Origin of the sequence: Sphingobium sp. IP1, assembly GCF_002708645.1 — a bacterium.
Taxonomy (GTDB): Bacteria; Pseudomonadota; Alphaproteobacteria; order Sphingomonadales; family Sphingomonadaceae; genus Sphingobium; species Sphingobium yanoikuyae.
The window spans coordinates 43,423-69,879 of sequence record NZ_NOIW01000014.1 but is presented as its reverse complement, the minus strand read 5'-3'; the positions used below and the strand labels follow the sequence as shown (position 1 = coordinate 69,879).

The window sequence follows — 26,457 nt, the reverse complement described above, 5'->3', positions numbered from 1 at the left end:
GTCTCCGTCTCGCTGCTGCGCGTCATAGCCGGAAAGATCGAAAAGATAAGGGGCTGTTCGCTTGCCTGGTCGCCGGGGGTCTTGGCGCGAAATCACAAAGGAGTTGATCGTGACCGCCCGGCCATGGATGTAGCTGCGCATGCGTCTCTTGCTGGTGGAAGATAATGGTCGTCTCGCCGACCTGCTGGTGGCTGGCCTAGGCCGGCGCGGCTTCAGTTGCGATCATGCCGCCAGCCTGATCATGGCGAGCGAGGCGATCGCCGCGCAGGTCCATGATGTGCTGATTGTCGATCGCGGCCTGCCCGATGGCGACGGCATCGCCTGGCTCCGCGAAATCAGGCGGCAGGGACATATGCAGCCTGCCCTGGTCCTGACGGCGCGCGACGCGCTGGAGGACCGCGTCACGGGCCTCGATGCCGGCGCCGATGATTATGTCGTGAAACCCGCCGATGTGGACGAGATTGCCGCCCGCATCCGCGCGCTGATGCGCCGTCCGGGGCCGCGCGCCCAGACCGAATTGCGCTTCGGTCCGCTGCTGGTCGATTCGGCGCGCCGCATGACGCTCTGCGCGGGGCAGGCGATCGACCTGTCGCGCCGCGAGACTGACCTGCTGGAACTGCTGCTGCGCCAGGCCGGCGCCGTGGTCCGGCGCGAAAGCATCGAAAGCGCGCTCTATTCCTTTGCCGAGCCGGTCACCCCCAATGCGGTCGAGGCCACGGTGTCGCGCCTGCGCCGCAAGCTGGAGGAGGCTGGCGCGCGCGGCATGCTCCATACCGTGCGCGGCGTCGGCTATATGCTGCGGGAGCCGGCGGCATGAGCCAGCGTCGCTCGATCGCCCGTCGCCTCTTCATCGGCCTGTCGATCGTGGGCTTCATCGGCACCACGCTGCTGCTGGTCTTCATCATCAACGAACATCAGCAAAGCTTCACCGCGCTGGGCGACCCGGCCGCCGCCCGCCATGCCTTTCGCGAGCTGTTCGAGCATGTGATCCTGCCGATCCTGGTGCTGATCATCCCGATGGGCATGGCCAGCCTGATCGTGATCCGTCAGGCGTTGACGCCATTGGGAGAGGCGGTCGCCCAGTTGCAGGTGGCCGAACGCCATCAGCGCGGCGTGCTGATCGATCATGCCGCCTTCCCGACCGAAGCCGTGCCCTTCGCCCAGGCCGTCAATCGCCTGCTCGGCCAGCTTGACCAGGCGGCGCGCGACCATGAGGCGTTCGCCGCCGATGTCGCGCATGAACTGCGCACGCCGCTCGCCGTGCTGGCGCTGGAACTGGACGGACTCGAGCATCCCGACGCGCCGCGCCTGCGGGCCGAGGTGATCGCGATGCGCCGCCTGATCGACCAGTTGATGCTGCTCGCGCGGGTCGAGGCGCAGAGCGTGGCCCAGTCGATCCGCGACAGCGTCCGGCTGGAGGATGTCGGCGCCGACATTGTCAGCCTGATGGCGCCCGGTGCGATCGCGGCCGACAAGAGCCTGTCGCTGACCCGCGTCGGCGATGTCGCGCCGATCATGGGGCAGCGTGAGACGGTCGCGGCGGCGCTGCGCAACCTTGTCGAAAATGCGCTGCGGGTGACGCCGCCCGGTGGCGCCGTCACCGTGATCGCCGGCCCCGGCCCGCGCTTGCGGGTGAAGGATGGCGGCGCTGGGCTGACGCCCGAGCGGCTGGCCGAACTGGTCCGGCGCCATCGCCGCGCGGATCATGCCAGCAGCGAAGGCGCCGGGCTGGGGCTGGCGATCGTCGCCCGCATCATGACGGCGCATGGCGGCACCCTTTCCAGCACGGCCGATGCACAGGAACTGGTGCTGGATTTCGCGCCACCGCGTTGATCGTCCGAAAACTCCTCGTCAGGGTCTCGTCAGTTTGATCCCATAGGGCGGGGGCCATGGTCCCGCTATTCCGATTCGTGCGCCTGCCCGGTGCTCTCGCCCTCCTGATGCTTGCCGCCTGTTCGGGGGAGCAGGACGCGCCCGCCAATGACAGTGCTGCGGCGCAACCGGCGGACGGATCGATCCCGCTGACCGCGGACAATATCGCCCGGCTCGGTCTGAAATTCGGCGCGGCCATCGCTGCCACCGAAGCGCCGATCGCGGTCGTGCCCGCCCTGATCGCGCCGCCGCCCAACGCCCGTGTCGCTGTCGCTGCCACCTTCCCCGGCGTCGTCACCCGCATCCTGGTGGTCGAGGGCGAGGAAGTGCGGCGCGGCCAGCCGCTGGCGATCGTCTCCAGCCGCGATGTCCTGTCCATGGGCGCGGACCTCAATCGCGCGAGCGCACGGCTGGGCGTGGCGCAATCGAGCGCCAGCCGCCTGTCGCAACTGGAGCGCGAAGGTATCATCGCCGGCGCCCGCGCGGACGAGGCCCGCGCCGTGCTGGGCGAGGCCCGCGCCGATGTGTCGGAAAAGAGCCGCATCCTGACGATGGTGAACGGATCGGGCGCCAGCGGCACCTACACGCTGACCGCGCCCATTTCCGGCCGCGTGACCAGCGCCGCCATTCATGCCGGTAGCGTCGTCGATGGCACCACCGCCCCCTATGTGATCGATGCGGCCGGCCAATATGAAGCACAGGCGCAATTGCCCGAGCGGCTGGCGGGTCAGGTGAAGCCCGGCATGGCCGTGGCGCTGGGCGATGATCTGCGCGGCACGGTGACGGCGGTCGGATCGACCATCGATCCCGCCACCCGGTCGGTAACATTGAAGGCCAGGTTGCCGGCTGGTCCCGGTGCCATGGCCGGCCGCGCCACCAGCCTGTCGATCTTCGGCCCGGCGCCGACCGGTGCCGCCATGGTGCCCGCCGCCGCCGTCACGACGCTACCCGGCGGCGACACGCTGTTCGTGCGCACCCGCGCCGGTGTCATTGCGCGCCCGGTCAAGGCCGGCGGCAAGGATGGCGATCATGTCCTGATCCTCTCCGGCGTGAAGCCGGGCGAGCAGGTCGTCGTCGCCGGCACCAGCGCGCTCAAGCCGCTGGCGATGGGCGAGTAAGGCCGGATGCTCAAATCGCTGGCCGCCTGGGCGCTCTCCTATCGCCTGATCGTCATCGCGCTCGCCCTGCTGACCGCCGGGCTGGGTGCCTGGGCCTTCGTCAACCTGCCGGTCGATGCCTATCCCAACATCGCCCAGACCCAGGTGAAGGTGATCCTCAAGGCGCCCGGCATGACGCCGGAAGAGGTGGAAAGCCGCGTCATCACCCCGATCGAGATGGAGATGCTGGGCATTCCGGGCCAGGCCATCCTGCGCTCCTCGGCCAAATATGCGATTGCCGACATCACCATCGATTTCGTCGATGGCACCGACATCTACTGGGCGCGCCAACAGGTCGCCGAACGCCTGTCGGGCGTGATGGGCGATCTGCCGCCGGCGGTATCGGGCGGCATGGCGCCGATCTCGACGCCCTTGTCCGACATCTTCATGTTCACGATCGAAGGGCCTTTGAGCCTGGAGGAAAAGCGCACCCTGCTCGACTGGACGATCCGGCCGGCGCTGCGCACCGTGCCCGGCGTCGCCGACGTCAATGCGCTGGGCGGTTATGTCCGCACCTTCGAGGTGCGCCCCGATCCGATCGCGCTCGCCAGCGCGGGCCTCGGCATCGCCGATCTTCAGGAAGCGATCGAACGCGGCAACCGCAATGACGGCGCCGGTCGCCTGTCCCAGGGCGAGGAATCGCTGATCGTCCGGGCCGTCGGTGCGATCCGGTCGGAAGCGGACCTCCAGTCGATGGTGATCGCCACCCGCAATGGCCGCATCGTCCGCATGGGCGATGTCGCGACCGTCGGCACCGGCAGCCTGACCCGCTATGGCGCGGTCACCGCCAACGGCAAGGGTGAGGCGGTGCAGGGCCTGGTGATCGCGCTGCGCGGTGCCGATGCCCGCGCCGTGGTCGACGGCGTCAAGGCGCGCGTCGCCGAACTGGAAAAGACCCTGCCACAGGGCACGACGATCGCCGTCTTCTATGACCGATCCGACCTGATCGGCCGCGCCGTCGGCACGGTGGAAAAGGCGCTGATCGAGGCGACCATCCTGGTCATCATCCTGCTGATCCTGTTCCTGGGCGACTGGCGCGCGGCGGCGATCGTGGCCGCCACCCTGCCAATGTCGGCGCTCGTCACCTTCCTGATGATGCGCTGCATGGGCCTGTCGGCCAACCTCATGAGCCTGGGCGGCCTGGCCATCGCCATCGGCATGCTGGTCGACGGCGCGGTCGTGGTGGTCGAGAATATCGTCGAACGGCTGAACCATGCGAAGGATGACGGCCCGCCGCGGCTGCACCATGTCTACCGCGCCACTGGCGAAGTCGTGGTGCCGGTGTCGGCCGGCATCGTCATCATCGCGCTCGTCTTCCTGCCCCTGCTCTCGCTCGAAGGGCTGGAGGGCAAGCTGTTCGCCCCGGTTGCGCTCACCATCATCTTCGCGCTGGCGGGATCGCTGCTGATCGCGCTCACCCTGGTGCCGGTGCTGGCTTCGCTCGGCCTCAAGGCCGGCCATCATGGCGAACCCTGGATCATGCGCAAGCTGACGCCGCGCTATCGGGCGCTGCTCGACGGTGCCTTTGGCCGCAAACGACTGGTCTATGGCCTGGCCGCGCTCGGCCTGGTGCTGGCGGGCCTGGCCTATGGCGCGGTCGGCAAGACCTTCATGCCGTCGATGGATGAAGGCTCGGTGATCGTCCAGACCGCCAAGCTGCCGACCATCAATCTCGACCAGTCGGTGCTGGGCGACACGGCGGTGCAACAGTCCCTGATGAAGGATGTGCCCGAAATCGCGCAGATCATCGCCCGCGTCGGCACCGACGAGATCGGCCTTGATCCGATGAGCCCGAACGAGACCGACAGTTTCGTGGTGCTCAAACCGCAGAAGGAGTGGCGCGGCGACAAGGCATTCATCGTCGATGAAATCCGCAAGTCGCTCGACCGGCTGCCCGGCATCGAGCCGACCTTCACCCAGCCGATCGAGATGCGCGTCTCGGAAATGCTGACCGGATCGCGCGGCGACCTTGCCGTCAAGATTTTCGGCCCGGACCTCGCCACCCTGTCGGACCTGGCCGGACAGGTGCAGAAGATATTGTCGAAGACGCGCGGCGCTTCGGAGGTGATGACCGTCGCCAATGACCATGTCGACTATCTCCAGCTCGATATCGATCGCGCCGCCGCCGGCCGTTTCGGCATGCCGATCGACCAGATGCAGGACACGCTGCGAGCCCAGATCGAGGGCGTGCATGCCGGTGTCGTCGCCGACGGGCAGAAGCGCGTGCCGATCCTGGTCAAGGGCGACGAGACAATCCGCAGCGACGCGACCCGTTTTGCCGACCTGCCGCTGCGCACGCCGGACGGCACCGTCGCGCGGGTCAGCGACATGGCGCGGGTCGAGCGCACCGAGGGGCCGGTCAAGCTCGACCATGAAAATGGCTCGCGCTACGCGCTGGTCCAGGCGTTCGTCTCCGGCCGCGATCTGGTCGGCTATGTCGACGAGGCGCGCGCCACCGTCGATCGCGAAATCAAGATGCCGGCCGGCTATCGCATGGTCTGGGGCGGCCAGTTCGAAAATCAGCAGCGCGCCTCCGCCCGGCTGATGCTGGTCATCCCGGCCGCGCTGCTGCTGATCTTGCTGGTGCTGCTCATGACCCTGCGATCGATGCGCGCGTCGCTGCTGATCCTCGCCAACATCCCCTTCGCCATGGTCGGCGGCATCATCTCGCTCTGGGGCTCGGGTCAATATCTCTCCGTGCCCGCCTCGGTCGGTTTCATCGCGCTGCTCGGCATCGCGGTGCTGAACGGCCTCGTCCTCGTCGCCTATTTCCGCCAGCTGCGCGAGGAAGGGCAGAGCATGGCCCAGGCCGTGCGACTGGGCGCGGAACGGCGGCTGCGCCCGGTGCTGATGACCGCCAGCATCACCGCCTTCGGCCTGGTCCCGCTGATGTTCGCGACCGGGCCGGGGTCGGAAATCCAGAAGCCGCTCGCCATCGTGGTGATCGGCGGGCTGATCAGTTCGACCCTGCTCACCCTCATCCTCCTGCCCATCCTGTTCGAGCGCTTCGGTGAAGGCGCCACGGAAGCCCGATCATGACCGACATGTTACTGACCTTCTATTGCGCCGCGATCGACCGCGATGGTGTGGCCGATGCCCTGCGCAGCCGCACCCCGGCGCCGCTCCATCTGCGCGACGAGCAGGTGCTGGGCCGCGATTTCGGCGATGCCGGCGCGGGCGAGCAGGTGCGCGGCACACTGCGCCGGGCGGCGATCGACCTGATCGTGCCGGCGGACGATATCGACGCGCTCGTCGCCGCCGTCACCGATGCGCGGCGTGGCCATCCGGTCCGCTGGCATGCCTGCCCGGTCGCGGCGCGGGGGCGTATCGCATGATCCGCGCATTTCTCCTGACCGCCACGACCCTTGTCGCCACGCCCGCCCTGGCCCAGCGCGCCGATCTGCCGCCTGAACCCTTGGTGGTCGAAGCGCTTGATAGCCATCCCGCCGTGACCGCAGCACAGGCGCGCGTGCGCTCGGCCGAGGCTGGCGCGGCCATGCTCCGCCGGGGCAGTTACGAATTTACCTTCCAGGGCACGGTCTCCCGCCGCTCGGCCGAGGGGGAGGGCGATTATGGCGAATATGACGTCAACCTCACCCGCCCGTTCCGCCTGCCCGGCAAGGCATCGCTGGACCGCAAGGCCGGCGAATTGGGCGTCGAAGTCGCCCATAATCTGATGGAGGATGTGCGGCATCAGACCGCGCTCGCCTTTTCCGATCTCTGGCATGACTGGCTGGTCGCCAGTGCCCAGCACCGGACCGACCTCGATTCCGTCGCCAGCCTGACACAGGACATGGCAGCCGTGCGCCGCCGCGCCCAGTTGCGTGACGCGTCGCTGTTGGACGTGGATCAGGCTGAAGCCGCATTGGCCCAGGCGCAGGCGCAGGCCGCGACCTCCCGCGCGGCGCGGGATGAGGCGCGGGTGAAGCTCGCCGCCGGCTTCCCCGGCCTCGCTCTGCCCGAAGAGGCACCCTTGCTCGCCGATCCGGCCATGCCCGCCACGGCGCTGGAGGATCTGCGCAATCTGGTGATCGAGCGCAGCCATGAAATTCGCGCGTCGGAGCGGGAGGCGCAGCGGCTGGCCATGGTCGCTCGCCGGGCTGGGGCCGATCGCATCGCCGACCCGTCCTTCGGCGTGCGCGTCTTCAGCGAACGGGGTGGGCTGGAAAAGGGCGTCGGTCTGGTCGGCTCGATTCCGTTGGGCGGTGGCTATCGCCGCGCCGCCCATGACCAGGCGACCGCAGACGCCAGTGCGGCCGAGCTGGAACTCGCCCGCGTGCGGCGCGAGATAGAGGCGACCGCCGCCGCCGATTTCAGTAATGTCCGCGCTCGCGAAGCGGTCTGGCGCAGCATGGAAAGCGCCGCCGCCAGCGCCGCCGCCGCCGCGACCCGGACGAAGCGAGGCTATGAACTGGGCCAGATCGACCTTGCCGATACGCTGCTCGCCCGCCGCCAGGCGAACGAGACCCGGCGCCAGGAAATCGACGCCCGCGCCACCCTGTTGCGCGCCATCCTGCGCATCCAGATCGACGCGCATGAGGTCTGGACCTCGCAGGAAGGGCATGAGGACTGAGAGGGCGCGCGAGCGACCCCTGCGATGTCAACACCAGCTATCCACGCAAAACTGCGGTTTTCTGTATCGAATTGCAGGCAAATCAGGGTGTTTTGCCCCATGATTCTCGATCTGCGCGGTCACTTGGGTTCATATTGAACCAGACGACCCCTGTGGGTTTTCGGGTGACGTAAGGCAATGTAAATATTGCCTTTTGATAGAAACGAAATTCGGCCCCGATACCCATCGGTGCGGACGCTGTTTCATCGGTCATTTTGTAGGGAGCAGGCACAGGATTGGGGACGTTTCCTCATTTCGAGCCGTCTCAAGCCAGCGACGGCCTTCGATCCCCTGCCGTTCTAATTCCTCAAGCGTGAGGACGGTCGATATAGCGGATGTCTCACGGGAACGGATGGTATTGAACAGTGGACGCAGCCCGTCCGTCGTTCTTTCAAGCGCTTCTCCCCATGCGCTTGTGCCCACTTCGACGGATGCGGCTTGCATCCTCTTGAGGGCGCTGTCTGCCACGCCGAAGCGTCCTCCAAGCTTTGCAAGAGCCTTCGCGCCTTCGCCTGCCGCATATCGTGCTGCGACATCGTCTCCGGCGGCTAGTCGGGCGGACACGCGCGTAGCGATCGCCATTGCGATCGCTTCCTGCATCGGCTCGACGGCCTGCGCGTCGCTTCTATCGTCATCCAGCATCTGATGGATTCGCCGCTCGAAAATATTCACCAGAGTATGGGTTTCATTTGCGACATGGCGCCAATGCTGGGAAGCATCAGACAAATGCCAGCCTTCATCCATCTGCTCGGTGGCGGTGCGCAGGCGAATGAAATCATCAGCAATTTTTTCCTGGAGCAGATGCTCTACGGCACGGCCAATCGCGTCGACCCGTTGAGAAAGGCTGTCGAGCTTGGCTTCGACCCTGTCGATTTTAGCGGAGAGCACGGCAAAGCCAGCTACAGACACACCGATACCTGCTGCGTTCAAGGCCGCGTTGCCCAGTTGCAGATTGTGCAGAACGCTGATCGCAGTCTTGATCTGCTCATTCTGCGCATAGGTTGCAGCATGGCCCAGCAGATCTACCCCCAGCCCAACGCCTTGAAGAGGAAGCGTGGCGGGCGACGCCAGTAATTGACCAGCGAGGCTCGTGAGGCCGGATGTTTCCTGTAAATGACCCGCAATCCTGCCGGTTCGGACCGATCTGATGATCGACCCATAAATCCGGAACTCGCCAGTCTGAACCCCCGCCAACAAAGCCTCGGGAACCTCCCGAAGGAGGATTTCACCTATTGCAATCATTGTCATTTCAGTTTCTTCGCCTGGGAGCGCGCGCGATCAAGCGCTTGTGCAATCTGTTCACGAATTGCTGGTTGCTTCGAATTTCCGTTGATGAGCGTTGCGATCACATAGTCGCGAACTTTCCTTCGAAGTCTGGATTGTGCCTTATCAAGGATCTTGCCCGTGTTGAGTGCGCCAGTGGCAATGGCGATACCTGCTATGGCGCCACCGCCGACGACAACAGGCCAACTGATGATGGTAGTAGAAACAAGCCCGAAAAAGGCCGTCGATGTCATCACGGCCATCGACGGTATAGCGGCCGCGACTGCGACGCCCCCTGCCAATGGGCCGGCCGCCACGGCCACATCTTGCCAGCCGTCGAATGCTCCGCCTGATCCTTGATTCCCCGGAGGTTGCTCGTGCCAGATTGTCTGATGGTCGGCGATGACCATCAAGGCGCGATTAGCGCGATCCAGAATGTCTGTAATCACCGGTTCGGCCCTGTCACGCACCAGCGGAGCGATGTGTTCGGCAATGAATTTTTCCTGACCGAACAGACCTTCTTTGAGGGTGGCGCCCAGAACAAGCTTGTCCGATTCTGCGATCATATCGGCAGCCAACTGGTTCAAGGCGACCGTCGCGACGAGAACATAATCGTCTCGCCATTCGTCGATTTCGCGATGGCCGAACAGGTTTATAAAATTGAACATCCATACTCCCGCCATCTTTCTCAGAACAGTCTATCTAGTCGGAGCATTACAAGCTGTAATTCCCCGTTCTCCCCTTAGAACGAAGTATGAGTATTCGAAATTACTATCTCTATATCTATCCGAAAATAGACAGTTCATGCAATTTGATCGCGGTTGGGAAGAGTTATAACGTCGCGCTGTCGGTCAGGACGTGAAAATCGTCCAGTGTTGCCTCAAAATAATGCAGTCGAGGTGCGTCGAACGTAGCCATAAATAGCTGACCTTTGATCAGGACAGCGCGGGCTTCGCCCTTTCGCGGCAGATTATCTGCATCGACAAATTCATAGGTGAAACGGATACCCTCGTTGCCAAGGAACCGATCAGGGTTTGAACCCGTAACGGAAAATGCGCCAATCCCCTTTTCCGTGCGATAAGTGCCTTCCAGCAATTCGGGAAGCTCAACCAACAAGGTTTCGCTGGTGAACTTTGGTAGCGGCTTATGTTTCTTGCTGCTTTCACGGATCAGTGGCTCGCCCGGTGCGATACCGCCGTAAAAGGTGACATCGTTCAGTTGCTCGCCATCCAGCGTCCACGTCTCGGCTTTCTTGCCAGGACGGATCGAAAGGCTGTTCCAGTCGCGAACGGGTGTCACCTTCATCGAGGATTTTGCTACCTCGACCGGAATGCCTTTTTCACGATAGCCGTTGGCCATCGATACGGAAATCGTGAGCATCAAGGCAGCACTGATTGCTGCCGATCGCATCCATAGATTTTTGTTCATCATTGCCCCCCGGCTGGTGCCAGCATGTTGATCATGCTGGCGTCCGATGCATTAGGTTTCAGTTCCAAATAGCGGCGGAGGGCGATTTGCCCCTCTGTTCGCCGGCCCGTTTTGATAAGCGATAACCCCAAACCGCGCTGGGCTTCCGGCAAGGTCGAATCCATCTCCGCTGCCTTTCCATAAAATTCCGCAGCCAGCACCAAATCGCGAGGGTTGCCGCGGGTTCGGTATAGATCGCCTCGCGCCAGCCATAGCGGCGCCGTCCAGCCATTCACCGCAAGCGACGATATGATGTAGTCACTTGCGCCGAAGTCGTTGAGCTTGACCTGGTCTTCGAGGAAGCGCGGTAGCCATGGAGCCAATGCCGCAGCGTAACGGGCGGCTCCATCTTCTCGATCTGCGCCTGCAGGGTCTGCGAGTGCCGTTAGAGTGACAGCTCTCTCACCCTCTGGAGGGTGAGAAGCGAAGAAGGCGATTTTATTGAAGTTGGGTTTCTGGACGCCTTTAGCCAATGCAGAAGCTTCCTGTTCGTCCATCAGATTTTGCCACACCGCTGATGCAGCTTGCGGACGAAGCTTGCTGCCATTGAGATATCCTAACCCCAGCGCATCAGCCTCTCGTTCTTGGTCGCGGCCAAATCGATAAAGCCGACCGTAGACTGACAGCTCCATATCGTTGAAGTTGGAATAGGACTGGTAGCTATTACCCAATGCTGCGAAGACTTGAGCCCAACTCAGCAGGTCAGTTGCAGACCGATGGGCTTTCCAGCGGTTCAGGGTATGTCGTTGTTCGAAATGTCCAAATTCATGGCCTAGAATGGTGGCCAATTCAGCCTCGTTGCGGGTTCGAAGCAGCAAGCCGCTGTTAACGCGCATCGTGCCGTTCGGCGTCATCGACGCATTGAACACGGGCACACGCACGATGTAAATTCGGGCGGCTTTACACCTGTCGTCCCCCACGGTTTTACACAGAACCTGCCTAACGTAGGCGTTGAGAGCCTCATCGCGAATGACGATGGGCGAATTTGCGAGTGCTCGCTCGTCTTCGTCTGCCTCGCGCCAGGCACCGATTTCATCGACGCCTATAGGTTGATAGGCGCCGGTGTAGGGCGGCGGCGGTGGCGCAATATTATTCGCCCCGTAGAGAGGCGGCGTGAGGATGGCTGACACCGCCGCTATAGCTATCCCCGCTATGCGCCTCCTCATGGCTGAGTCGATGCCAGCTTTTGTTGCATGCTACCGGGGAATTCTTCCAGCAGTTGGGCTACACGTTTTTCAGCACCATCCACTTCGCGGACGTCACCACCCATCGCCGCGTCGGCATTGAGCCACATGAGATCACCGGTCTTCAGATCAACCAGGCCCGCATAGCCCTTATGTTCGCCAGACGTGACACTTATTCCGCCAAACGCAGCCGCTACCTGAAGCAGCTTCCGGCCAGTCGAGCCGTAAGCATCCTTGTTCCAGATGAAGAGGGCGTAATCAGCGTCTTTGGCGCCCGGAAGAGCGGCCACACCGCTGCCCAGCGACCATTCGAACACATCCGCTTTATTGTCGCGCTTTTTGGTCGGCAGTCGGTTGCCGACAAAGAACTGATATTGGATCACGGACTGGGATACGGCAGCAAACAGGGCCGAATATTCTTCGACCAACTGCGCTTCCTCGCCGTAGGACACCGGAGCCGTGATGACCTTGTTGCCCAGTGTTCCCTGACGCTTCGCCAGAGCGGTATCGATGTTTTCCCGCGCCTTATCCGTCCAGTCGGCGTTTGGCTCGAACAGGCCTCCAGTGGATTGTCCACCGACGCGAACCGTCGGGCGAAACACGAGAATCGTCTTGCCGCTCTGAGGCGCGAGACTGAACCCGCCTTTTGTGGCAGTGCGTTCTTGCCCCACCGCTGGCGTAATGACGAGCGCAGCGAACAACGCCGCTGCGACTGCGCGACTCAAGAGCTTCATGATTTCCCCCCTGCTGATTCCCCATAGCAGGAGGACATTGCTAATATTGGCTTCGAACTCTTACAAGATACGGGAATGTCGGCATTTATGTCGATTGCTGTTATATTTTACGGCCTGGCATGAAATTTCCGCGATCCTCGTCTGCAATCCAGGCAGCGGGAATAATCTCGACCGATTATCACAGTGGCGGCGTCTTCCCTGGGACGATTGGATAGTCATGCTCAAGCGCGCTGCGCCTGCGCACTTCCACCGCCGGGATTTGCTCGTGCCTGATCGCCGCATGCATCATGGCGATCATTGCCTCTGCGGCGACGATATTCGCGCTATGGACGGTAAGTCGTTGCAGCCGGGGCAGGTGCATTGCTGGATTGAGCGCGTCGCCAACTATGCGACCGACTGCATGGCGCCCCTCAAGCTCTTCCTGGAGGTCGTTGTCGAACGAAATTTCGGTGATCTCGGCAGAATGGGCCGACACCATTTCCAGCAATTCGGGCACGGATCTGACTACGAGCCAATCGGGCTCGTTTTCAGGAGGCAGGCGCTCGTCATCAAGGAATATCCGCATATCATGTGTTCCAATCATACTGTCCGGGTAAAGGTGGCGAACAACTGCCTGATTGGCAGCATCCGGGTCGAGCGACGATGAAATCTCTAAGACTTCCGTTGCCCGATGATCAGCGCTGCTGACCGCTGCACGTTCGTTCGATGAGCAGATGCTCGCGGTAGCTGACCCTGGTGCTCATCCTTTTCTTGTCGCTCACATCTCTCTCTAGACCTAAAAATCGCGTTGATTATGAGAGGCTTGGCTGTGCACGGCAAGCGCGCCATGGTCCGCCCGCCCGGTCAAGGCCGCATGTGCGAATGCCCCCAATCTTGGCACGAACGCGCGCTTTATGGTTGCGCCGCCCCCCTCTCCCTGATCAAGGTCGCTCGACTTCATTCCACGATTGCCCTCGGAGACGAATATTCCATGCTGACCGGTGAAATTCGCGGCCAGATCAACAAATTGCGCGACGCGCTCTGGTCAGGTGGCGTCTCCAACCCGCTCACCGGCGTCGAGCAGATCACCTATCTGCTGTTCGCCAAGCGCATCGACGAGATCCAGACGCGCGAAGAGGCGAAGGCGCTGGCGCTCAAGAAGCAGGGCTATGTCCCGCGCCGCGTGTTCCCCGAAGGCAAGGATGAGCTTGGCACCCCCGGCTTCCCCGATGGCTGCCCCTATGAGCTGATGCGCTGGTCCAAGTTCAAGAATGAAGCGCCCGAACGCATGTATGAGATCGTCGCCGATCACGTCATGCCCTTCCTGCGCACGCTGGGCGGGTCGGAAAGCGTCATGGCCAGCCATATGAAGGGCGCGCGCCTGGCCTTCACCAAGCCGGCCCTGCTCGACAAGCTGGTGCAGGGGCTGGACGAAATTCCGATGGACGATCGCGATACCAAGGGCGACGTCTATGAATATCTGCTGTCCATGATCTCCAGCGCGGGGGAGAATGGCCAGTTCCGCACGCCTCGCCACATCATCGACCTGATCGTGCGGCTGATGAACCCCGGTCCCGAAGACACCGTCTGCGATCCGGCCTGCGGCACCGCCGGCTTCCTGATGATGGCGGCCGAGCATGTGCGGCGCGAGCATCCCGGTATCTTCTACGATTCAGCCTCCCGCCAGCATTTCGAGACGAAGGCGTTCACCGGTTTTGACTTCGACGAGACGATGCTGCGTATCGCCGCGATGAACATGATGCTGCACGGTATCGAGGAGCCGCGCATCGAATATCGCGACAGCCTGGCGGAGGGCGCGGGGGAGGATAGCGGCCATTACAGTCTGATTCTGGCCAACCCGCCCTTTGCCGGCAGCCTGGACAATGAGAGCTGTTCCAAGGATCTGCTGAAGGTCGTCAACACCAAGAAGACCGAACTGCTGTTCCTGGCCCTGTTCCTGCGCCTGCTGTCCACCGGCGGCCGCGCGGCGGTGATCGTGCCGGACGGCGTGTTGTTTGGATCGTCCAAGGCGCACAAGGGCATCCGCAAGGCGTTGGTGGACGATCATCGGCTGGAGGCGGTGATCTCGCTCCCGTCCGGCGTGTTTCGCCCCTATGCAGGCGTGTCCACCGCGATCCTGATCTTCACCAAGACCGGGCGCGGCGGCACCGATGCCGTCTGGTATTATGACATGCAGGCGGACGGGTGGAGTCTGGACGACAAGCGCAACTCGCTGCTGGCCGAAGAACTGATCGGCCCAGCGCCGTCGCGGACGCTGGACGCAGCGGAGCATGGGAAGAACAACCTGCCCGATCTGCTCGCCCGCTGGGCCGATCGCGAAGGCGGCGAGCGTGCCAATCCCCGCACCGCGCAAAGCTTCTGCGTGTCCCTCGCGGAGATCGAGGCGGCGGGCTACGACCTATCGATCAACCGCTACAAGGAAGTGGTGCATGCCGAGGTGGAGCATGCCGCGCCGAAGGACATCATTCGCGAGTTGCGAGAACTGGAGAGCGAGATCGCCAAGGGGCTGAGCGCGCTTGAGGAGATGTTGGGGTGAGTTGGCCACAGCTTGAAATCAAGGAAGTTGCCCGTGTCGTCGGCGGCGCTACCCCGAGCAGTGGTGAGGCCACATATTGGGATGGCGACATTGACTGGGCTACGCCGAAAGATTTGTCCGACCTGAACAGCAAGATCATTGATGGGACGCCCCGCAAAATCACTCAAGCTGGGCTGCGAAGCTGTTCGGCGGAGCGATTGCCGGTAGGTTCCGTGCTGTTCAGTTCGCGCGCGCCAATCGGCCACATCGCAATTAACAGCACGCCGATGGCCACCAATCAGGGATTCAAGAGCTTCATCCCCGGTCCCGATCTGGATGCCTCGTTTCTCTACTGGTGGCTGGACGCTAACCGGGAACGGTTGCAGGCGATGGGTAACGGCGCCACGTTCAAAGAGGTTTCAAAAGCGGTCGTTGAAGGGATAGTAGTGCCTGTCCCGCCAATGCCGGAGCAGCGGCGGATCGCGGCGATCTTGGATCAGGCGGACGCGCTGCGCCGCATGCGTCGCCAGGCACTCTCTCGTCTTTCTGATCTGGAAGCCGCAATGTTCTTCGATACATTCGTTTCTGGAGCCAAATCTGATTGGCGGGAAACCAATGTCGCGGACCTTGTTGACAAAAATAATGGCGGCATTCGCACCGGCCCATTTGGCAGTCAGCTTTTGCACAGCGAGTTTGTGGATGAGGGTATCGCGGTGTTGGGCATCGACAATGCGGTGTCCAACAACTTTCGTTGGGCGAAGCAAAGATATATCACTCCACAGAAATACGCTGACCTTACCCGCTATAAGGTGCATCCCGGCGACGTTCTGATTACCATCATGGGAACGTGCGGCCGCTGTGCAATCGTGCCAGATGGCGTCGGTGAAGCCATAAATACTAAGCACCTATGTTGTATCTCACTCGATCAAGATCGTTGCCTTCCTGAATTTCTCCACGCATATTTTCTGCGCCATCCGACTGCGCGCCACTATTTGACGTCCAGATCTAAGGGCGCAATCATGGACGGGCTCAACATGGGGATTATCAAGGAGTTGCCTGTCGTCCTGCCTCCACTCTCGACACAGAGAAAGTTTAAGCGCTCGCTCGCTGCACTGGGCGGCCCGGCGTCTCGCGCAGAGATGGCTTTGGCGGACGTTGAATCCCTCTTCACCTCCCTCCAGTATCGTGCCTTCCGTGGAGAATTGTGAATGGCTCCACCTGCCACACATGAATTGACACTGCCGGGCGCCATGTTGCGACGCGGCTTTTGGCTTTATGTGTGGCGCGTCGAAACAGCATCGGGTGACGAATGGCTGTATGTTGGTAGAACCGGCGACAATAGCAGCCCTCATGCAAGCGCCCCCTACACCAGGATGGGGCAGCATCTTGGAACAATGAAGAACCAGAATGCCCTGCGTGCCCGACTGCGCGATCGTGGAATAGTGGCGGAGGATTGCTTTGCCTTTCACTTGATCGCCCATGGCCCGCTTCACCCTGAAGTCGAGAAGGTCGATGGCGCGCTGCATGCAGATTTGATGACTCAGCACATGCCCTTGCGCGATGAAGTCGGAGCGTATGAGCGTGATTTGGCGGCTGCCTTAAGCGAGGCTGGATATCAGGTTTTGAATACCGTTAAATGGCGGCATGCTGGCGATCCTGATCGCTGGGCACTCATACGGACTGCCTTCGCCGATCATTTCCCTAAACTGCGGGATCTCGTATGAAGGAAAGTGAGTTGGGCGGTCGCAAGACCCTGTCGCTCTCGGGTGGCGCCGCACCGCGCCCGTCCGCATCCGTTCCGGCCGACCAGTTCGCTTTCCTGACCTCCTTCCCCTTCATCGCCGATCATGTCGCCATGGCACAGCGCCAGGTGCTGTCCGATCCGCGCGGCGCCGCCGTTCATTGCCGCCTGGCGGTCGAGGCGCTGGTCGGCTGGCTCTATGATCATGACACCGCGCTGCGGCGTCCCTATGGCGATCATCTCGCCGCGCTGATCGCCGAGCCGAGCTTTCATGCGCTCGCTGGCACGATGATCCGCACAAAGATCGACCTCATCCGCAAGATCGGCAATCGCGCCGCCCATCCTGGCCAATTCGCCGGCAGCCAGTCGGTCAGCGCGCTGCGCGAGCTGTTCCACATCGGCATCTGGTTCGCGACCCGCTATTCCGACAATCCGCCGCCGGCCGAATTGACCTTTTCCGCCGACCTGCTGCCGCGCGGCGACACTGGGCCGCAGACCAGCCCCGCCGACGTTCAACGACTGGAGGATGCCGCCGAGGCCAATCGCGCCGCGCTGGAGCAGGAACTCAAGGCCCGTATGGCGGACGCCGACACGCGCGAGGCGTTGGAGGCAGAGCTGGCGGCGATGCGCGCGGAAATCACCGCGTTGCGCCAGGCCAATGAGGGCCGCGACGCCGGCCATGACTATGGCGAGGCGGAAACCCGCGACCTCTATATCGACGTGCTGCTGCGGGAAGCCGGCTGGCCGCTGGCCGACAGGCGCGATGTCGAGTTCCCCGTCCATGGCATGCCCAATGACCGCAGCGCCGACGGCAAGGGCGCGGGCTATGTCGACTATGTGCTGTGGGGTGAGGACGGCAAGCCGCTGGCGGTGATCGAGGCCAAGCGCACGCGCAAAAGCCCGATGGAGGGCCAGCAGCAAGCGAAGCTCTATGCCGATTGCCTGGAGGCGCAATTCGGCCAGCGCCCGATCATCTTCTGCACCAATGGCTATGAGCATATGCTGTGGGACGATCTGCGTTATCCGCCGCGTCCCGTGGCCGGTTTTCGCACCCGCGACGAACTGCAACTGATGGTGCAGCGGCGCACGACCCGCCTGCCGCTCGCCAGCGTGCCGACCAATCGCGCCATCGCCGGATCGCATCGCCGCACCTATCAGGAAAAGGCGATCCGCGCCGTCTGCCACCGGTTCGAGGATGTCGAGCGCGGCGGCGAGAATCATCGCAAGGCGCTGCTGGTCATGGCGACCGGCTCCGGCAAGACGCGCGTGTCCATCGCGCTGACCGATGTGCTGATGCGGGCGAACTGGGCCAAGCGTATCCTGTTCCTGGCCGACCGCATCCCGCTGGTGAAACAGGCGGCGGGGAATTTCCGCAGGTATCTGCCCGACAGTTCGCCGGTCAATCTGGTTCTGCATCCCAAGGCGGACGGGCGCGTGTGCCTGTCCACCTATCCCACGATGATGAACCTGATCGAGCGGGCGCGGCAGGAGGGCAAGCAGCGCTTTGGCCCCGGTTATTTCGACCTCATCATCGTCGATGAAGCGCACCGGTCGGTCTATCGGAAATATAAGGCGATCTTCGACTGGTTCGATGCGCCGCTGGTTGGCCTGACCGCCACGCCCAAAGAGGATGTCGACACGAACACCTATGCGCTGTTCGAGCTGGAGGATGGGGTTCCGACCGACGCCTATGACCTGAAGCAGGCGGTCACGGACGGCTTCCTGGTGCCGCCCAGGGCGATCGACGTGCCGATGAAGATCCCGTTCGCGGGCATCCGTTACGATGACCTGCCCGACGATGAAAAGGAGGCGTGGGACGCGATCGATTGGGGCGAGGATGGCCCGCCCGACAGCGTCGACCCCGCCGCCATCAACGACTGGCTGTTCAACATCGACACCATCGACCAGATGCTGAAGCAGCTGATGGAGGACGGCCTTAAGGTGGCTGGTGGCGACCGGCTGGGCAAGACCATCATCTTCGCCAAGAACCACAAGCATGCCGAGTTCATCGTCGAGCGGTTCAATGCAAATTATCCGGCGCTCAAGGGGCATTTCTGCCGCCTGATCGACAATCAGGTGAAATATGCCCACAGCCTGATCGAGGATTTTGAGCTGCCGGAGAAAGACCCGCACATCGCCGTGTCCGTCGATATGCTCGATACCGGCATCGACATTCCCGACGTGCTGAACCTGGTCTTCTTCAAGATCGTCCGGTCGAAATCGAAATTCTGGCAGATGATCGGGCGCGGCACGCGGCTGCGCGAAGGCATTTTCGTCGATGCCGATGGTCAGCGGACGGACAAAGAATATTTCTACGTCTTCGATTATCTGGGCAATCTCGACTATTTCAATGCCCAGATGGACGGTGCCGAGGCCCGTGCTGCCGCGCCGCTTGGCGAGCGGCTGTTCACTGCCCGCGTCGAGCTATTGGGCCTGATGCAGCCGCGGCCAGCCGATGCGCTGATCAAGGCCGTGCATTCTCCCGCCGATGGCTATCGTGGCGAAGCCGACGAACAGGGACTCTATGAAGGCGTGCGAGCGCAGCTGCGCCAGGAAGTGGCCGGCATGCCGCTCGACAATTTCATTGTCCGCACCAAGCGGCGCTATGTCGAGAAATATCAGGATGGCGCCGCCTGGAGCCATCTGGGCGAAGAGGATCGTCATGAACTGGTCGAGCATGTCGCCGGTTTGCCGACCAGCCTGACCGACCCGGATGTCGATGCCAAGCGGTTCGATCTGCTCTGCCTGCGCATCCAGCTGGCGATGTTGCGAAACATCACCTTCGCGCCGCTGCGCAAGGCATTCATAGAACAGGTGCATCAGCTGGAAAGCAAGGGCGCGGTGCCGGATGTAGCCCGCTGCATGGCCCTGATTTTGGAGGTTCAGACCGACGAATGGTGGACCGACGCAACGCCGGAGATGGTCGAGTTCGCCCGCCGCCGTCTGCGCAGCCTGATGAACCTGATCGAGCCGGGCAAGCAGGTCGTCGTAACGACCAATGTGGCCGATATCATGGGTGTGAAGCGCGAGATAGAACTGGTCGATCTGGGTGGCGCGTCGTCCCTGGCCCAGTTCCGGCGCAAGGCCCGTGCCTATGTCGATCAGCATGCCGACCATGTCACGTTGGCGCGTTTGCGACAGGGGCGTCCTCTCACGCCGGTCGATCTGGACGAATTACAGAAGCTATTCGTCGACGCTGGCGTGGCCGACAGTGCTGATTTCCAGCGTATCCGCCAGTTGCCGGACATGCCGGACTTCATTCGATCGCTGATCGGCCTTGACCGGCGGGCTGCCCAGGCTGCCTTTAATGATGCACTGGCCGGCACCGCGCTATCGCCGAAACAAATCCATTTCGTCGAGACGATCGTCGACTATCTCACCGCATCCGGTCAGATGGACCCGGCGGCACTCTATGAGCCGCCTTTCACCAACGCCGCACCCAATGGCGTGAGCGACATGTTCGACGGTGAAACGGTGGCGCGGATCGTCAACACCTTGGAGGAGTTCGAGCCTCGGTTCGACGTCGCCCTCTAGCGATCAATCGACCAGATTGCCGCCAGTATCATAAGTGATAGTCTCCCCTATGCCATCCAGCTTCACACTCGGCAGCCATTTCGAAGGCTTCATCAAGCGCCAGGTCGGCAGCGGCCGCTATGCATCAGCCAGCGAAGTCGTGCGCGATAGCCTACGCCTCCTTGAAGAGCGTGAGGAAGAGCGGGCGCCCCAGATGGAAGCGCTTCGCGCGGAGATCGACAAGGGGACATCTAGCGGCCCTGGTATCCCGGCTAATCAGGTTTTCGATAAGCTCCGGGCACGCATCGGTCAAACTGGTAACAAGCACGCCGGATGATCCTCCAATTTTCGCCTGCAGCCGAGGCCGACTTGGTGGACATCGCAATGTTCATTGCAGCCGATGATGCCAATCGTATGCTGACCTTCGTCGAAGAATTGCAGACGGCCTGCGCTATCCTCATTGATTATCCCCTTGCTGGCGTCGCCCGGCCTGAACTCGGTGAAATCTCCGCCCCAAGCCGTATCGCCGATATATGATCTATCATCGAATGGCCGGCGATGCCGTTCGGATCGAACGGTTTCTTCACGGTTCGAGCGCCCCATCGGCGGCGGCGCTCTAAGACGCTCGCGTCCGAAGTTGAAAAAAAAACCGAAAATCGGTCAAGAACCGTCAACATACATCAACTTGGCTCATTTCTGGCTGCGGCGCCGATGCCCCGATTTTACTGAACATCGACGCCTGCGATATGTTCGTCTTAAGTTTCAATCGCCGAAATTTTCATCGAGCGAAGCCGATGTCACGCGTGACGTCGTTACCAATAACGCCAGTTGTCGCCGATGATTATTCGCTCGCCCTCCAACTTCGCGCGATCCTTGGACCGCTGGACTGTCCGTTCATCGGGAGGTTCCAGGCCAAAGCTCGCATAGTCAATCGGTGCAATCGTCCACCCCCTTATTGGATCGTAAACGCCGATACCTTCAACGCAGCGAGCGCATGCCTCGCGCTCGTGTCGGACGAGGCCAAGAAGCTGCCACTTGTCGAACTCCGATCCGGTCCAGCCTTGGGGCATTAGCCAGTAGCGCTCTGTTATCGCCCCCCATATATCCAGCCCCCGGATTGCCGAGACAGAGAAGATTGCCGCTTGGTAATCGGCGTCGTCTCGCCAGAAGCTAAGCTCAAAGGCCATCGGCGATCTCCTCGAACTTTTCGGGAGGGGAAATCGTCCAGCCGACTTGCTCATCGTAATGGCCGATACCAGCAACGCCTCGCGATAACGCCTCGTCAGCATGTCGCTGATGTCGAGCATGATCAAATTCTGCCACCTCATGCGGCAGCAGCATGTCTGCACCGTTCACGATGCGCCATGCCATATAGAGCTCCGCGGCGTGGTCATGCGACCTCGCAAACACCGTAGCTTCGATTTCCCGTTCTGATTTGATTTGAAAGATATGCATTCGCGTCTCGTTGCTGTTGCTGACGAGACGGTTCTGACATGCATGTCGTTGGAATGCGGGTGGGTTATGGTTCGCGGCGCAATTCCCAAGCTTCCCGAGCGATTCCGATCAAGCTGCGGCTGAGATGGACGCGGCGCTTTCCCAAGCGCGCATCCCAACGATCAATATTCTTGATCATGTAAGAGAGCCATTGGCTGCGGCCAGCGAAGTTGCCGCCGTTGTCATAGGCTGGTTCGACTTTGATCGCCCGCTGACGTGTTTTTCGTATTAAGTCGGGATGGAAGGCACGTTCGAGCGCAACTTGAAACCGGGCGGCATCGATAGGCGTCTCAGCAATGAAGAAGCCATGTAGGTGCGGCCTAGTGCTCGACCTACCGGAGCGCGATCGCGTCTCAACCAGATAGCAATATGGGATCGCTTGCAGCCCCTGTCGATGAAGTGCGCGTTTCAACCGCTGCTCGACATTCGCCATGAAGCCGTGGGTCGCTGCGCTCCATTTTCCGATGAGTGCTTCATTGACGTGTGCAGTGAATGCGTAGCAGCTCTGAAACTCCATGCCTGCATCGAAGGCGATGAACATTTTCATTGCTTCCGTGAGTGTTTCCCATTTGGGAAGATGCGTTGGTGCATAGGCTGTCATTGGCCAGCTATGGTCAGAATCTCGCCATACTGACATTGGCTCCGAAGGCAGTCCGTGTCCCCGCTCAAATGCCCGCCGGATATGAGCGTCTGCCATTAGTGCCGAAACAAGTTGTTTTTCAGCCTCCATGGCCTCCAGGAGCTCGCGTTTTTGGCGATTCACAGGCGGCTTTGAGCGTCGAGGCCCTATAAAATCGGATCTGCGGCGCGGAGAAATTTTCTTGTGGGGCAACGGCTAATGACCAACTCAGTTTTGACGGAATTTTTCAGTGGCGCTGATTAAGCGCCAAGCACCGATTGATGGGGGCGTTCATGGCAAGGCGAAAAAACATGAAGGTCCAGAACGCAGACCGGGGTTTTGCTTCCGGCAGGCAGTTTGCGCCGCAGCTTGGTCTGGGGAATTGAGCTAAGTTGCCAATCCCTGTCTCTCGATTTCCTGGTGTGTGTGTAATTCTACATTCAAGTCGGGGTCGAGAAGTCCTTCGATCGCATTCATGTCCGAGGCGAGCATGCCATCTGTTTGAATGTTGGGGAGCGCGCGTCGTAGCATGGCGATGGCTGGCACCTCATGGACGGACAACCAACGTTTGTCGGCATTACTGTCAGCCACCACTTCACGCATTACGCGTTGTTGCTGGGGGGTAAGTTGGTCCAAAGTTTTGCCGGCAATTGTCTCCAGTGATTCAGCTAATCCTGAACTGGCCGACGATGCCGGTTGAGCAAGGATGTCATCCCAATGGATATCTGGATACCTTTGATGCAGGACAGCTGAAACGAATTCGCGCTCGTCCATGCGAAGGTGCTTAGCGAACTGCGGCGCCCGTTCTACCGGGATAGGCACGCGACCGCTCAACATGTGCGATAACACAACACCCTGTCGGTAATTCAGCTCCGCTGCGGTCTTTCGTAGGCTGATCCCCTCTAGCTGTCGACGATGGATGGCGTCCGCGAGCATCCGCGCCGCAGGGGACTCTGCAAAAGGGAAATCGTTTTTTGTCGTCATATGATGGTGTGTATCGTTTCCCACTCGACAATGCAATTATGTGTGTTAAATAACACTCGACCAGTGCGGTTGGTGCTGGTGCCGAAAAATCGAAATGAGGAACATTATGGAATGACCGCACGGCCATTTACGCCGGAAACATTGGCGGAGCGCTGGAACTGTAGCGCTCAGAAAATTCGCAACATGGTCCAGAATGGTGAGATTGTCGCCTTTCGCCTTGGCAAGCTCATCCGCATCCCCGACGTCGAAGTAGAGAGAATTGAATGCCTGCAAAGCCTGCCCCCGAGCCATATGAACTCGTCGAACATCGTGGAAAAATTGCGCTCGCCATCGGTCGGGGCGCGTCTCGCAGAAGAATCTCGACTGGCACGAGTGATGAGGGCCTAGCCCGCGGCATCGCCCGGCGCATCTGGGCAAAGATCAATGAGGTGGAATCTGACAGGGTGGAAGATCTCTGGAGTGTCTATCTTTGCGACCGGGAGAAGGATGGCCGGGTTACCACGCGGCAGCGGAATGCGTGGAAGCATCTCGGGCCGATTTTCGGTCAGCGGTTGGGAAATGATATCCGCAAGGATGATTGTCGCGATTATGCTGCCTTTAGGAAGCGTCAGGGCGCTGCGAGCGGAACGGCTCGGATCGAGCTTGAATATCTGCGTGCGTGCCTTTCTCTCAAGTATGGGCGTGGCACGAACCAGATATGGGTTCCTCCACAGGGAGCGCCGCGAGACCGTTATCTGACGCGGGAAGAGTTCGGGCGGCTACTTGAGCATGTGCAGACGCCGCATGTCCGCCTTTTCATTATCCTCGCTATAGCCACGGGCGCACGCATGGGAGCCATTTTGGAGCTGACCTGGGATCAAGTCGACTTCAAGCATGGCACGATCAACTTCAATGCCGAGGAGCGGGAGCAAACGAACAAGCGCAGGCCTGTGGTCCCTATGAATAGCCGGGCGCGGGAGGCGCTCCAGGAGGCTGCTCGTGGCGCCCTGACGAACTATGTAATCGAATGGGACGGAAAGCCCGTGCAGAGCATCAAGAAGGCCATTCGGAAGGCTGCGGAACGGTCGGGTGTGGAATGTTCGCCGCATGTGTTCCGGCATACGGCCGCCGTATGGATGGCGCAGGCTGATGTGCCCATGCAAAAGATCGCTCAGTTCCTCGGGCATACCTCCACTCGCGTGACCGAGCGGACCTATGCAAGATACAGCCCTAGCTTCATGCGAGATGCCGCTGATGCGCTTGATTGGTGAACTTGATGCGGCGTGATCGGTGGTGAGGGGCTGGTTCAATTGAACCGGACGAGCTCTGTGGTGCAGAGCAATAAAAACCCCGGTAAGTCGTTGACCTACCGGGGTTTTCAATGGTGGGCGTGGCAAGGATTGAACTTGCGACCCCTGCGATGTCAACACAGTGCTCTACCACTGAGCTACACGCCCGCCGTGGAGGGGGCCAATAACGGGGGTCGGTGACTCGCGCAAGCGCTAAATGACACTTTTTTGTAGAAACTTTTCCAACCCGCTGGACAGGGGGTGGGGAGGCCATATGCTGCGGTGCAAATAAGGGGGGACGCAAAAACATCATGTTGCCTACGCCATCGACGCCGACGGAACCGGTTCGGCCGCTCCCCTTCTATCGCCATCTCTATTTCCAGGTGCTGGTGGCGATCGCGCTGGGCGTGCTGCTCGGCCATTATTTCCCGGCGACGGGCGAAGCGATGAAGCCGCTGGGCGATGCCTTCATCGCGCTGGTGCGGATGATCATCGCGCCGGTCATCTTCCTGACGATCGTCACCGGCATCGCCGGCATGAAGGAACTGGGCGCGATCGGCCGGGTCGCGGCCAAGGCCTTTGCCTATTTCCTGACCTTCTCCACCCTGGCGCTGATTGTCGGCCTGATCATCGCCAATGTCGTGCAGCCAGGCGCCGGGCTCAACATCGATCCGGCGACCCTGGATGCCAGCAAGATCGCCGATTATGCGCAGCAGGCGCATGACCGCACGCTGGTCGCCTTCCTCCTGAACGTCATTCCCGCGACCCTGGTATCGGCGGTGGCCGATGGGCATAATATCCTGCAGGTGCTGTTCGTCGCGATCCTGTTCGGCATCGCGCTCAGCATGATCGGGGAGAAGGCCGAGCCGCTGATGACGGTGCTGGAATCGGCCAGCCTCGCCATCTTCAAGCTGGTGTCCTTCCTGATGAAGGCGGCGCCCTTTGGCGCGTTCGGCGCAATGGCCTTCACCGTGGCCAAATATGGCGTGGGGACGCTCGCCAACCTCGCCGGGCTGGTCGCGACCTTCTACCTCACCTCGCTGCTGTTCGTGCTCGTCGTGCTGGGGACGGTCGCCTGGTTCGCCGGCTTCAACATCCTGCACCTGATCCGCTACCTGCGCGCCGAACTGCTGCTGGTGCTGGGCACATCCTCGTCGGAAGCGGCGCTGCCCAGCCTGATCGAGAAGATGGAGCAGGCGGGGTGCCGCAAGTCGGTGGTCGGGCTGGTCGTGCCGACCGGATACAGCTTCAACCTCGACGGCACCAATATCTACATGACGCTGGCGGCGCTGTTCATCGCGCAGGCGACCAATGTGCATCTGAGCCTGGAGGAACAGATATTGCTGCTGCTGGTGGCGATGCTGTCGTCCAAGGGCGCGGCGGGCGTCACCGGCGCGGGCTTCATCACCCTTGCCGCCACCCTGTCGATCGTGCCGTCGGTGCCGGTCGCGGGCATGACCCTGATCCTGGGCGTCGATCGCTTCATGAGCGAATGCCGCAGCCTTACCAACTTCGTCGGCAATGCGGTGGCGACGGTGGTGGTGTCGGTCTGGGAAAAGGGCCTGGATCGCGAGCGCTTTGCGGCGGCCATGGCGGGCAAGCCGCTGCCGCCGCTGGGGCAGGTCGCGGACGAGGTCGCGGCCGAAGCGCTCAGCTAAGGCCGGTCAGCGTCTCGCTACCGAACATCCGTTCGACTTCCAGCACCAGGTCGCGCAGGTGGAAGGGCTTTGACAGCACCTTCGCCTGCGGCACCGCCTTGCCGGCTTTCAGCGTCACGGCAGCAAAGCCGGTGATGAACATGATGCGGGTCTGGGGCGCGACATTGGCGGTGTGCTGCGCCAGTTCGATGCCGTCCATTTCGGGCATGACGATGTCGGTCAGCAACAGGTCGAACCGATCCGATTCGATATGCGGCACGGCCTGGGTGCCGGTGGCGACCGCCACCACCTCATAACCCGACTTTTCCAGCGCCCGCGCCAGATAGGCGCGCATGCTGTCATCATCTTCCGCCAGCAGGATTCGAACCATTGACCC

Annotated in this window: 25 protein-coding genes, 1 tRNA gene and 1 pseudogene; 15 read left to right on the top strand and 12 right to left on the bottom strand. The window is 61.5% G+C overall.

Annotation, left to right across the window (positions count from 1 at the left end):
* The first annotated feature begins 139 nt into the window (after positions 1 to 139).
* From CG471_RS07120 to CG471_RS07095, 6 genes are read left to right on the top strand one after another with little or no spacing between them, the layout of a single operon-like run.
* The gene (locus CG471_RS07120; protein ID WP_097385710.1) at positions 140 to 817 is read left to right on the top strand and encodes a response regulator transcription factor; all 678 of its coding nucleotides are present in this window, start codon (positions 140 to 142) and stop codon (positions 815 to 817) included.
* Positions 814 to 1,833, top strand: coding sequence for a HAMP domain-containing sensor histidine kinase (locus CG471_RS07115; protein WP_099231379.1), 1,020 nt, complete (start codon positions 814 to 816; stop codon positions 1,831 to 1,833). Before CG471_RS07120 ends, CG471_RS07115 begins: the two co-directional genes overlap by 4 nt.
* A 56-nt stretch (positions 1,834 to 1,889) precedes the next feature.
* Positions 1,890 to 2,990, top strand: a complete 1,101-nt coding sequence (locus CG471_RS07110; protein WP_099231378.1) for an efflux RND transporter periplasmic adaptor subunit — start codon at positions 1,890 to 1,892, stop codon at positions 2,988 to 2,990.
* Positions 2,991 to 2,996: 6 nt separating this feature from the next.
* Complete coding sequence (locus CG471_RS07105) at positions 2,997 to 6,068, top strand: efflux RND transporter permease subunit (protein ID WP_099231377.1); 3,072 nt, start codon at positions 2,997 to 2,999, stop codon at positions 6,066 to 6,068.
* A complete protein-coding gene (locus CG471_RS07100; RefSeq protein ID WP_099231376.1) occupies positions 6,065 to 6,364 on the top strand; it encodes a DUF3240 family protein in 300 nt (99 codons plus the stop codon). The genes CG471_RS07105 and CG471_RS07100 overlap by 4 nt, the downstream gene beginning before the upstream one ends.
* Positions 6,361 to 7,602 carry a TolC family protein gene (locus CG471_RS07095; RefSeq protein ID WP_099231375.1) on the top strand — a complete coding sequence of 414 codons (1,242 nt, stop codon included), beginning with the start codon at positions 6,361 to 6,363 and terminating at the stop codon, positions 7,600 to 7,602. The genes CG471_RS07100 and CG471_RS07095 overlap by 4 nt, the downstream gene beginning before the upstream one ends.
* Positions 7,603 to 7,851: 249 nt before the next feature.
* On the opposite strand, the gene CG471_RS07090 is transcribed toward CG471_RS07095, so the two are convergent.
* The 6 genes from CG471_RS07090 to CG471_RS07065 form a co-directional block, all read right to left on the bottom strand.
* The gene (locus tag CG471_RS07090; RefSeq protein WP_143560159.1) at positions 7,852 to 8,889 is read right to left on the bottom strand and encodes a hypothetical protein; all 1,038 of its coding nucleotides are present in this window, start codon (positions 8,887 to 8,889) and stop codon (positions 7,852 to 7,854) included.
* On the bottom strand, positions 8,886 to 9,572 hold the full coding sequence (locus tag CG471_RS07085; RefSeq protein ID WP_099231373.1) for a hypothetical protein: 687 nt from the start codon (positions 9,570 to 9,572) through the stop codon (positions 8,886 to 8,888). Before CG471_RS07085 ends, CG471_RS07090 begins: the two co-directional genes overlap by 4 nt.
* A gap of 163 nt (positions 9,573 to 9,735) precedes the next feature.
* Positions 9,736 to 10,335, bottom strand: a complete 600-nt coding sequence (locus tag CG471_RS07080) for a hypothetical protein (protein WP_257211451.1) — start codon at positions 10,333 to 10,335, stop codon at positions 9,736 to 9,738.
* Positions 10,332 to 11,501, bottom strand: a complete 1,170-nt coding sequence (locus tag CG471_RS07075; RefSeq protein WP_257211450.1) for a M48 family metallopeptidase — start codon at positions 11,499 to 11,501, stop codon at positions 10,332 to 10,334. The genes CG471_RS07080 and CG471_RS07075 overlap by 4 nt, the downstream gene beginning before the upstream one ends.
* Before the next feature lie 32 nt (positions 11,502 to 11,533).
* Positions 11,534 to 12,289, bottom strand: a complete 756-nt coding sequence (locus CG471_RS07070) for a hypothetical protein (RefSeq protein WP_099231370.1) — start codon at positions 12,287 to 12,289, stop codon at positions 11,534 to 11,536.
* A 178-nt stretch (positions 12,290 to 12,467) separates the two neighbouring features.
* A complete protein-coding gene (locus tag CG471_RS07065; RefSeq protein WP_099231369.1) occupies positions 12,468 to 12,854 on the bottom strand; it encodes a cyclic-phosphate processing receiver domain-containing protein in 387 nt (128 codons plus the stop codon).
* A gap of 405 nt (positions 12,855 to 13,259) precedes the next feature.
* Here CG471_RS07065 and CG471_RS07060 point away from each other — a divergent pair, with 405 nt between their 5' ends.
* Genes CG471_RS07060 through CG471_RS07035 form a run of 6 tightly spaced genes read left to right on the top strand, consistent with a single transcriptional unit; the run spans position 13,260 to position 20,595 of the window.
* Complete coding sequence (locus tag CG471_RS07060) at positions 13,260 to 14,825, top strand: class I SAM-dependent DNA methyltransferase (protein WP_099231396.1); 1,566 nt, start codon at positions 13,260 to 13,262, stop codon at positions 14,823 to 14,825.
* Complete coding sequence (locus tag CG471_RS07055) at positions 14,822 to 16,012, top strand: restriction endonuclease subunit S (RefSeq protein WP_099231368.1); 1,191 nt, start codon at positions 14,822 to 14,824, stop codon at positions 16,010 to 16,012. The genes CG471_RS07060 and CG471_RS07055 overlap by 4 nt, the downstream gene beginning before the upstream one ends.
* The gene (locus tag CG471_RS30090; protein ID WP_143560158.1) at positions 16,013 to 16,528 is read left to right on the top strand and encodes a flagellar hook-length control protein FliK; all 516 of its coding nucleotides are present in this window, start codon (positions 16,013 to 16,015) and stop codon (positions 16,526 to 16,528) included. It begins immediately after the preceding gene.
* A gap of 11 nt (positions 16,529 to 16,539) precedes the next feature.
* Positions 16,540 to 20,079: a DEAD/DEAH box helicase family protein gene (locus CG471_RS07045; protein ID WP_257211449.1), complete on the top strand. Its 3,540-nt coding sequence runs from the start codon at positions 16,540 to 16,542 to the stop codon at positions 20,077 to 20,079.
* A 49-nt stretch (positions 20,080 to 20,128) separates the two neighbouring features.
* The gene (locus CG471_RS07040) at positions 20,129 to 20,395 is read left to right on the top strand and encodes a type II toxin-antitoxin system ParD family antitoxin (protein WP_099231365.1); all 267 of its coding nucleotides are present in this window, start codon (positions 20,129 to 20,131) and stop codon (positions 20,393 to 20,395) included.
* The gene (locus CG471_RS07035) at positions 20,392 to 20,595 is read left to right on the top strand and encodes a type II toxin-antitoxin system RelE/ParE family toxin (protein WP_257211448.1); all 204 of its coding nucleotides are present in this window, start codon (positions 20,392 to 20,394) and stop codon (positions 20,593 to 20,595) included. Before CG471_RS07040 ends, CG471_RS07035 begins: the two co-directional genes overlap by 4 nt.
* 275 nt (positions 20,596 to 20,870) lie before the next feature.
* Here CG471_RS07035 and CG471_RS07030 read toward each other — a convergent pair whose 3' ends face one another.
* The 4 genes from CG471_RS07030 to CG471_RS07015 all read right to left on the bottom strand — a co-directional run bounded on the left by CG471_RS07030 (position 20,871) and on the right by CG471_RS07015 (position 22,945).
* Positions 20,871 to 21,245 (bottom strand): hypothetical protein, encoded by a 375-nt coding sequence (locus CG471_RS07030; RefSeq protein WP_099231364.1) that lies wholly within the window; start codon positions 21,243 to 21,245, stop codon positions 20,871 to 20,873.
* A complete protein-coding gene (locus tag CG471_RS07025) occupies positions 21,235 to 21,513 on the bottom strand; it encodes a hypothetical protein (protein ID WP_099231363.1) in 279 nt (92 codons plus the stop codon). The genes CG471_RS07030 and CG471_RS07025 overlap by 11 nt, the downstream gene beginning before the upstream one ends.
* Before the next feature lie 64 nt (positions 21,514 to 21,577).
* Positions 21,578 to 22,153, bottom strand: coding sequence for a hypothetical protein (locus CG471_RS07020; protein WP_143560156.1), 576 nt, complete (start codon positions 22,151 to 22,153; stop codon positions 21,578 to 21,580).
* A 405-nt stretch (positions 22,154 to 22,558) separates the two neighbouring features.
* A complete protein-coding gene (locus CG471_RS07015) occupies positions 22,559 to 22,945 on the bottom strand; it encodes a hypothetical protein (protein ID WP_143560155.1) in 387 nt (128 codons plus the stop codon).
* A 141-nt stretch (positions 22,946 to 23,086) separates the two neighbouring features.
* Here CG471_RS07015 and CG471_RS31750 point away from each other — a divergent pair.
* Together CG471_RS31750 and CG471_RS07005 are read left to right on the top strand one after the other, a co-directional pair.
* Positions 23,087 to 23,401, top strand: a pseudogene (locus tag CG471_RS31750) (helix-turn-helix domain-containing protein); the annotation flags it as partial.
* Between the two features lie 17 nt (positions 23,402 to 23,418).
* Entirely contained in the window at positions 23,419 to 24,405 is a 987-nt protein-coding gene (locus CG471_RS07005; protein ID WP_099231359.1) for a site-specific integrase, read from the top strand.
* 111 nt (positions 24,406 to 24,516) lie between these two features.
* Here the strand turns inward: CG471_RS07005 and CG471_RS07000 are convergent.
* Positions 24,517 to 24,591: transfer RNA gene (locus tag CG471_RS07000), tRNA-Val, on the bottom strand.
* A 143-nt stretch (positions 24,592 to 24,734) separates the two neighbouring features.
* Between CG471_RS07000 and CG471_RS06995 the strand changes: the two genes are divergently transcribed.
* Positions 24,735 to 26,081 (top strand): dicarboxylate/amino acid:cation symporter, encoded by a 1,347-nt coding sequence (locus CG471_RS06995; RefSeq protein WP_099231358.1) that lies wholly within the window; start codon positions 24,735 to 24,737, stop codon positions 26,079 to 26,081.
* Here CG471_RS06995 and cpdR read toward each other — a convergent pair.
* A complete protein-coding gene (gene cpdR / locus CG471_RS06990; protein WP_004208143.1) occupies positions 26,074 to 26,451 on the bottom strand; it encodes a cell cycle two-component system response regulator CpdR in 378 nt (125 codons plus the stop codon). The genes CG471_RS06995 and cpdR overlap by 8 nt on opposite strands.
* Positions 26,452 to 26,457: the final 6 nt, after the last annotated feature.

Bases quoted from the DNA above. Each gene is read 5' to 3' on its own strand.
- CG471_RS07060 (WP_099231396.1), top strand. From the start codon at position 13,260: ATGCTGACCGGTGAAATTCGCGGCCAGATCAACAAATTGCGCGACGCG.
- CG471_RS07020 (WP_143560156.1), bottom strand. From the start codon at position 22,153: ATGACAGCCTATGCACCAACGCATCTTCCCAAATGGGAAACACTCACG.
- CG471_RS07115 (WP_099231379.1), top strand. From the start codon at position 814: ATGAGCCAGCGTCGCTCGATCGCCCGTCGCCTCTTCATCGGCCTGTCG.
- CG471_RS06995 (WP_099231358.1), top strand. From the start codon at position 24,735: ATGTTGCCTACGCCATCGACGCCGACGGAACCGGTTCGGCCGCTCCCC.
- CG471_RS07025 (WP_099231363.1), bottom strand. From the start codon at position 21,513: ATGCATATCTTTCAAATCAAATCAGAACGGGAAATCGAAGCTACGGTG.
- CG471_RS07080 (WP_257211451.1), bottom strand. From the start codon at position 10,335: ATGATGAACAAAAATCTATGGATGCGATCGGCAGCAATCAGTGCTGCC.
- CG471_RS07090 (WP_143560159.1), bottom strand. From the start codon at position 8,889: ATGACAATGATTGCAATAGGTGAAATCCTCCTTCGGGAGGTTCCCGAG.
- CG471_RS07110 (WP_099231378.1), top strand. From the start codon at position 1,890: ATGGTCCCGCTATTCCGATTCGTGCGCCTGCCCGGTGCTCTCGCCCTC.
- cpdR (WP_004208143.1), bottom strand. From the start codon at position 26,451: ATGGTTCGAATCCTGCTGGCGGAAGATGATGACAGCATGCGCGCCTAT.
- CG471_RS07040 (WP_099231365.1), top strand. From the start codon at position 20,129: ATGCCATCCAGCTTCACACTCGGCAGCCATTTCGAAGGCTTCATCAAG.
- CG471_RS07070 (WP_099231370.1), bottom strand. From the start codon at position 12,289: ATGAAGCTCTTGAGTCGCGCAGTCGCAGCGGCGTTGTTCGCTGCGCTC.
- CG471_RS07100 (WP_099231376.1), top strand. From the start codon at position 6,065: ATGACCGACATGTTACTGACCTTCTATTGCGCCGCGATCGACCGCGAT.
- CG471_RS07065 (WP_099231369.1), bottom strand. From the start codon at position 12,854: ATGCGGATATTCCTTGATGACGAGCGCCTGCCTCCTGAAAACGAGCCC.
- CG471_RS07120 (WP_097385710.1), top strand. From the start codon at position 140: ATGCGTCTCTTGCTGGTGGAAGATAATGGTCGTCTCGCCGACCTGCTG.
- CG471_RS07005 (WP_099231359.1), top strand. From the start codon at position 23,419: ATGCCTGCAAAGCCTGCCCCCGAGCCATATGAACTCGTCGAACATCGT.
- CG471_RS07030 (WP_099231364.1), bottom strand. From the start codon at position 21,245: ATGGCCTTTGAGCTTAGCTTCTGGCGAGACGACGCCGATTACCAAGCG.
- CG471_RS07105 (WP_099231377.1), top strand. From the start codon at position 2,997: ATGCTCAAATCGCTGGCCGCCTGGGCGCTCTCCTATCGCCTGATCGTC.
- CG471_RS30090 (WP_143560158.1), top strand. From the start codon at position 16,013: ATGGCTCCACCTGCCACACATGAATTGACACTGCCGGGCGCCATGTTG.
- CG471_RS07085 (WP_099231373.1), bottom strand. From the start codon at position 9,572: ATGTTCAATTTTATAAACCTGTTCGGCCATCGCGAAATCGACGAATGG.
- CG471_RS07015 (WP_143560155.1), bottom strand. From the start codon at position 22,945: ATGGACGAGCGCGAATTCGTTTCAGCTGTCCTGCATCAAAGGTATCCA.
- CG471_RS07035 (WP_257211448.1), top strand. From the start codon at position 20,392: ATGATCCTCCAATTTTCGCCTGCAGCCGAGGCCGACTTGGTGGACATC.
- CG471_RS07095 (WP_099231375.1), top strand. From the start codon at position 6,361: ATGATCCGCGCATTTCTCCTGACCGCCACGACCCTTGTCGCCACGCCC.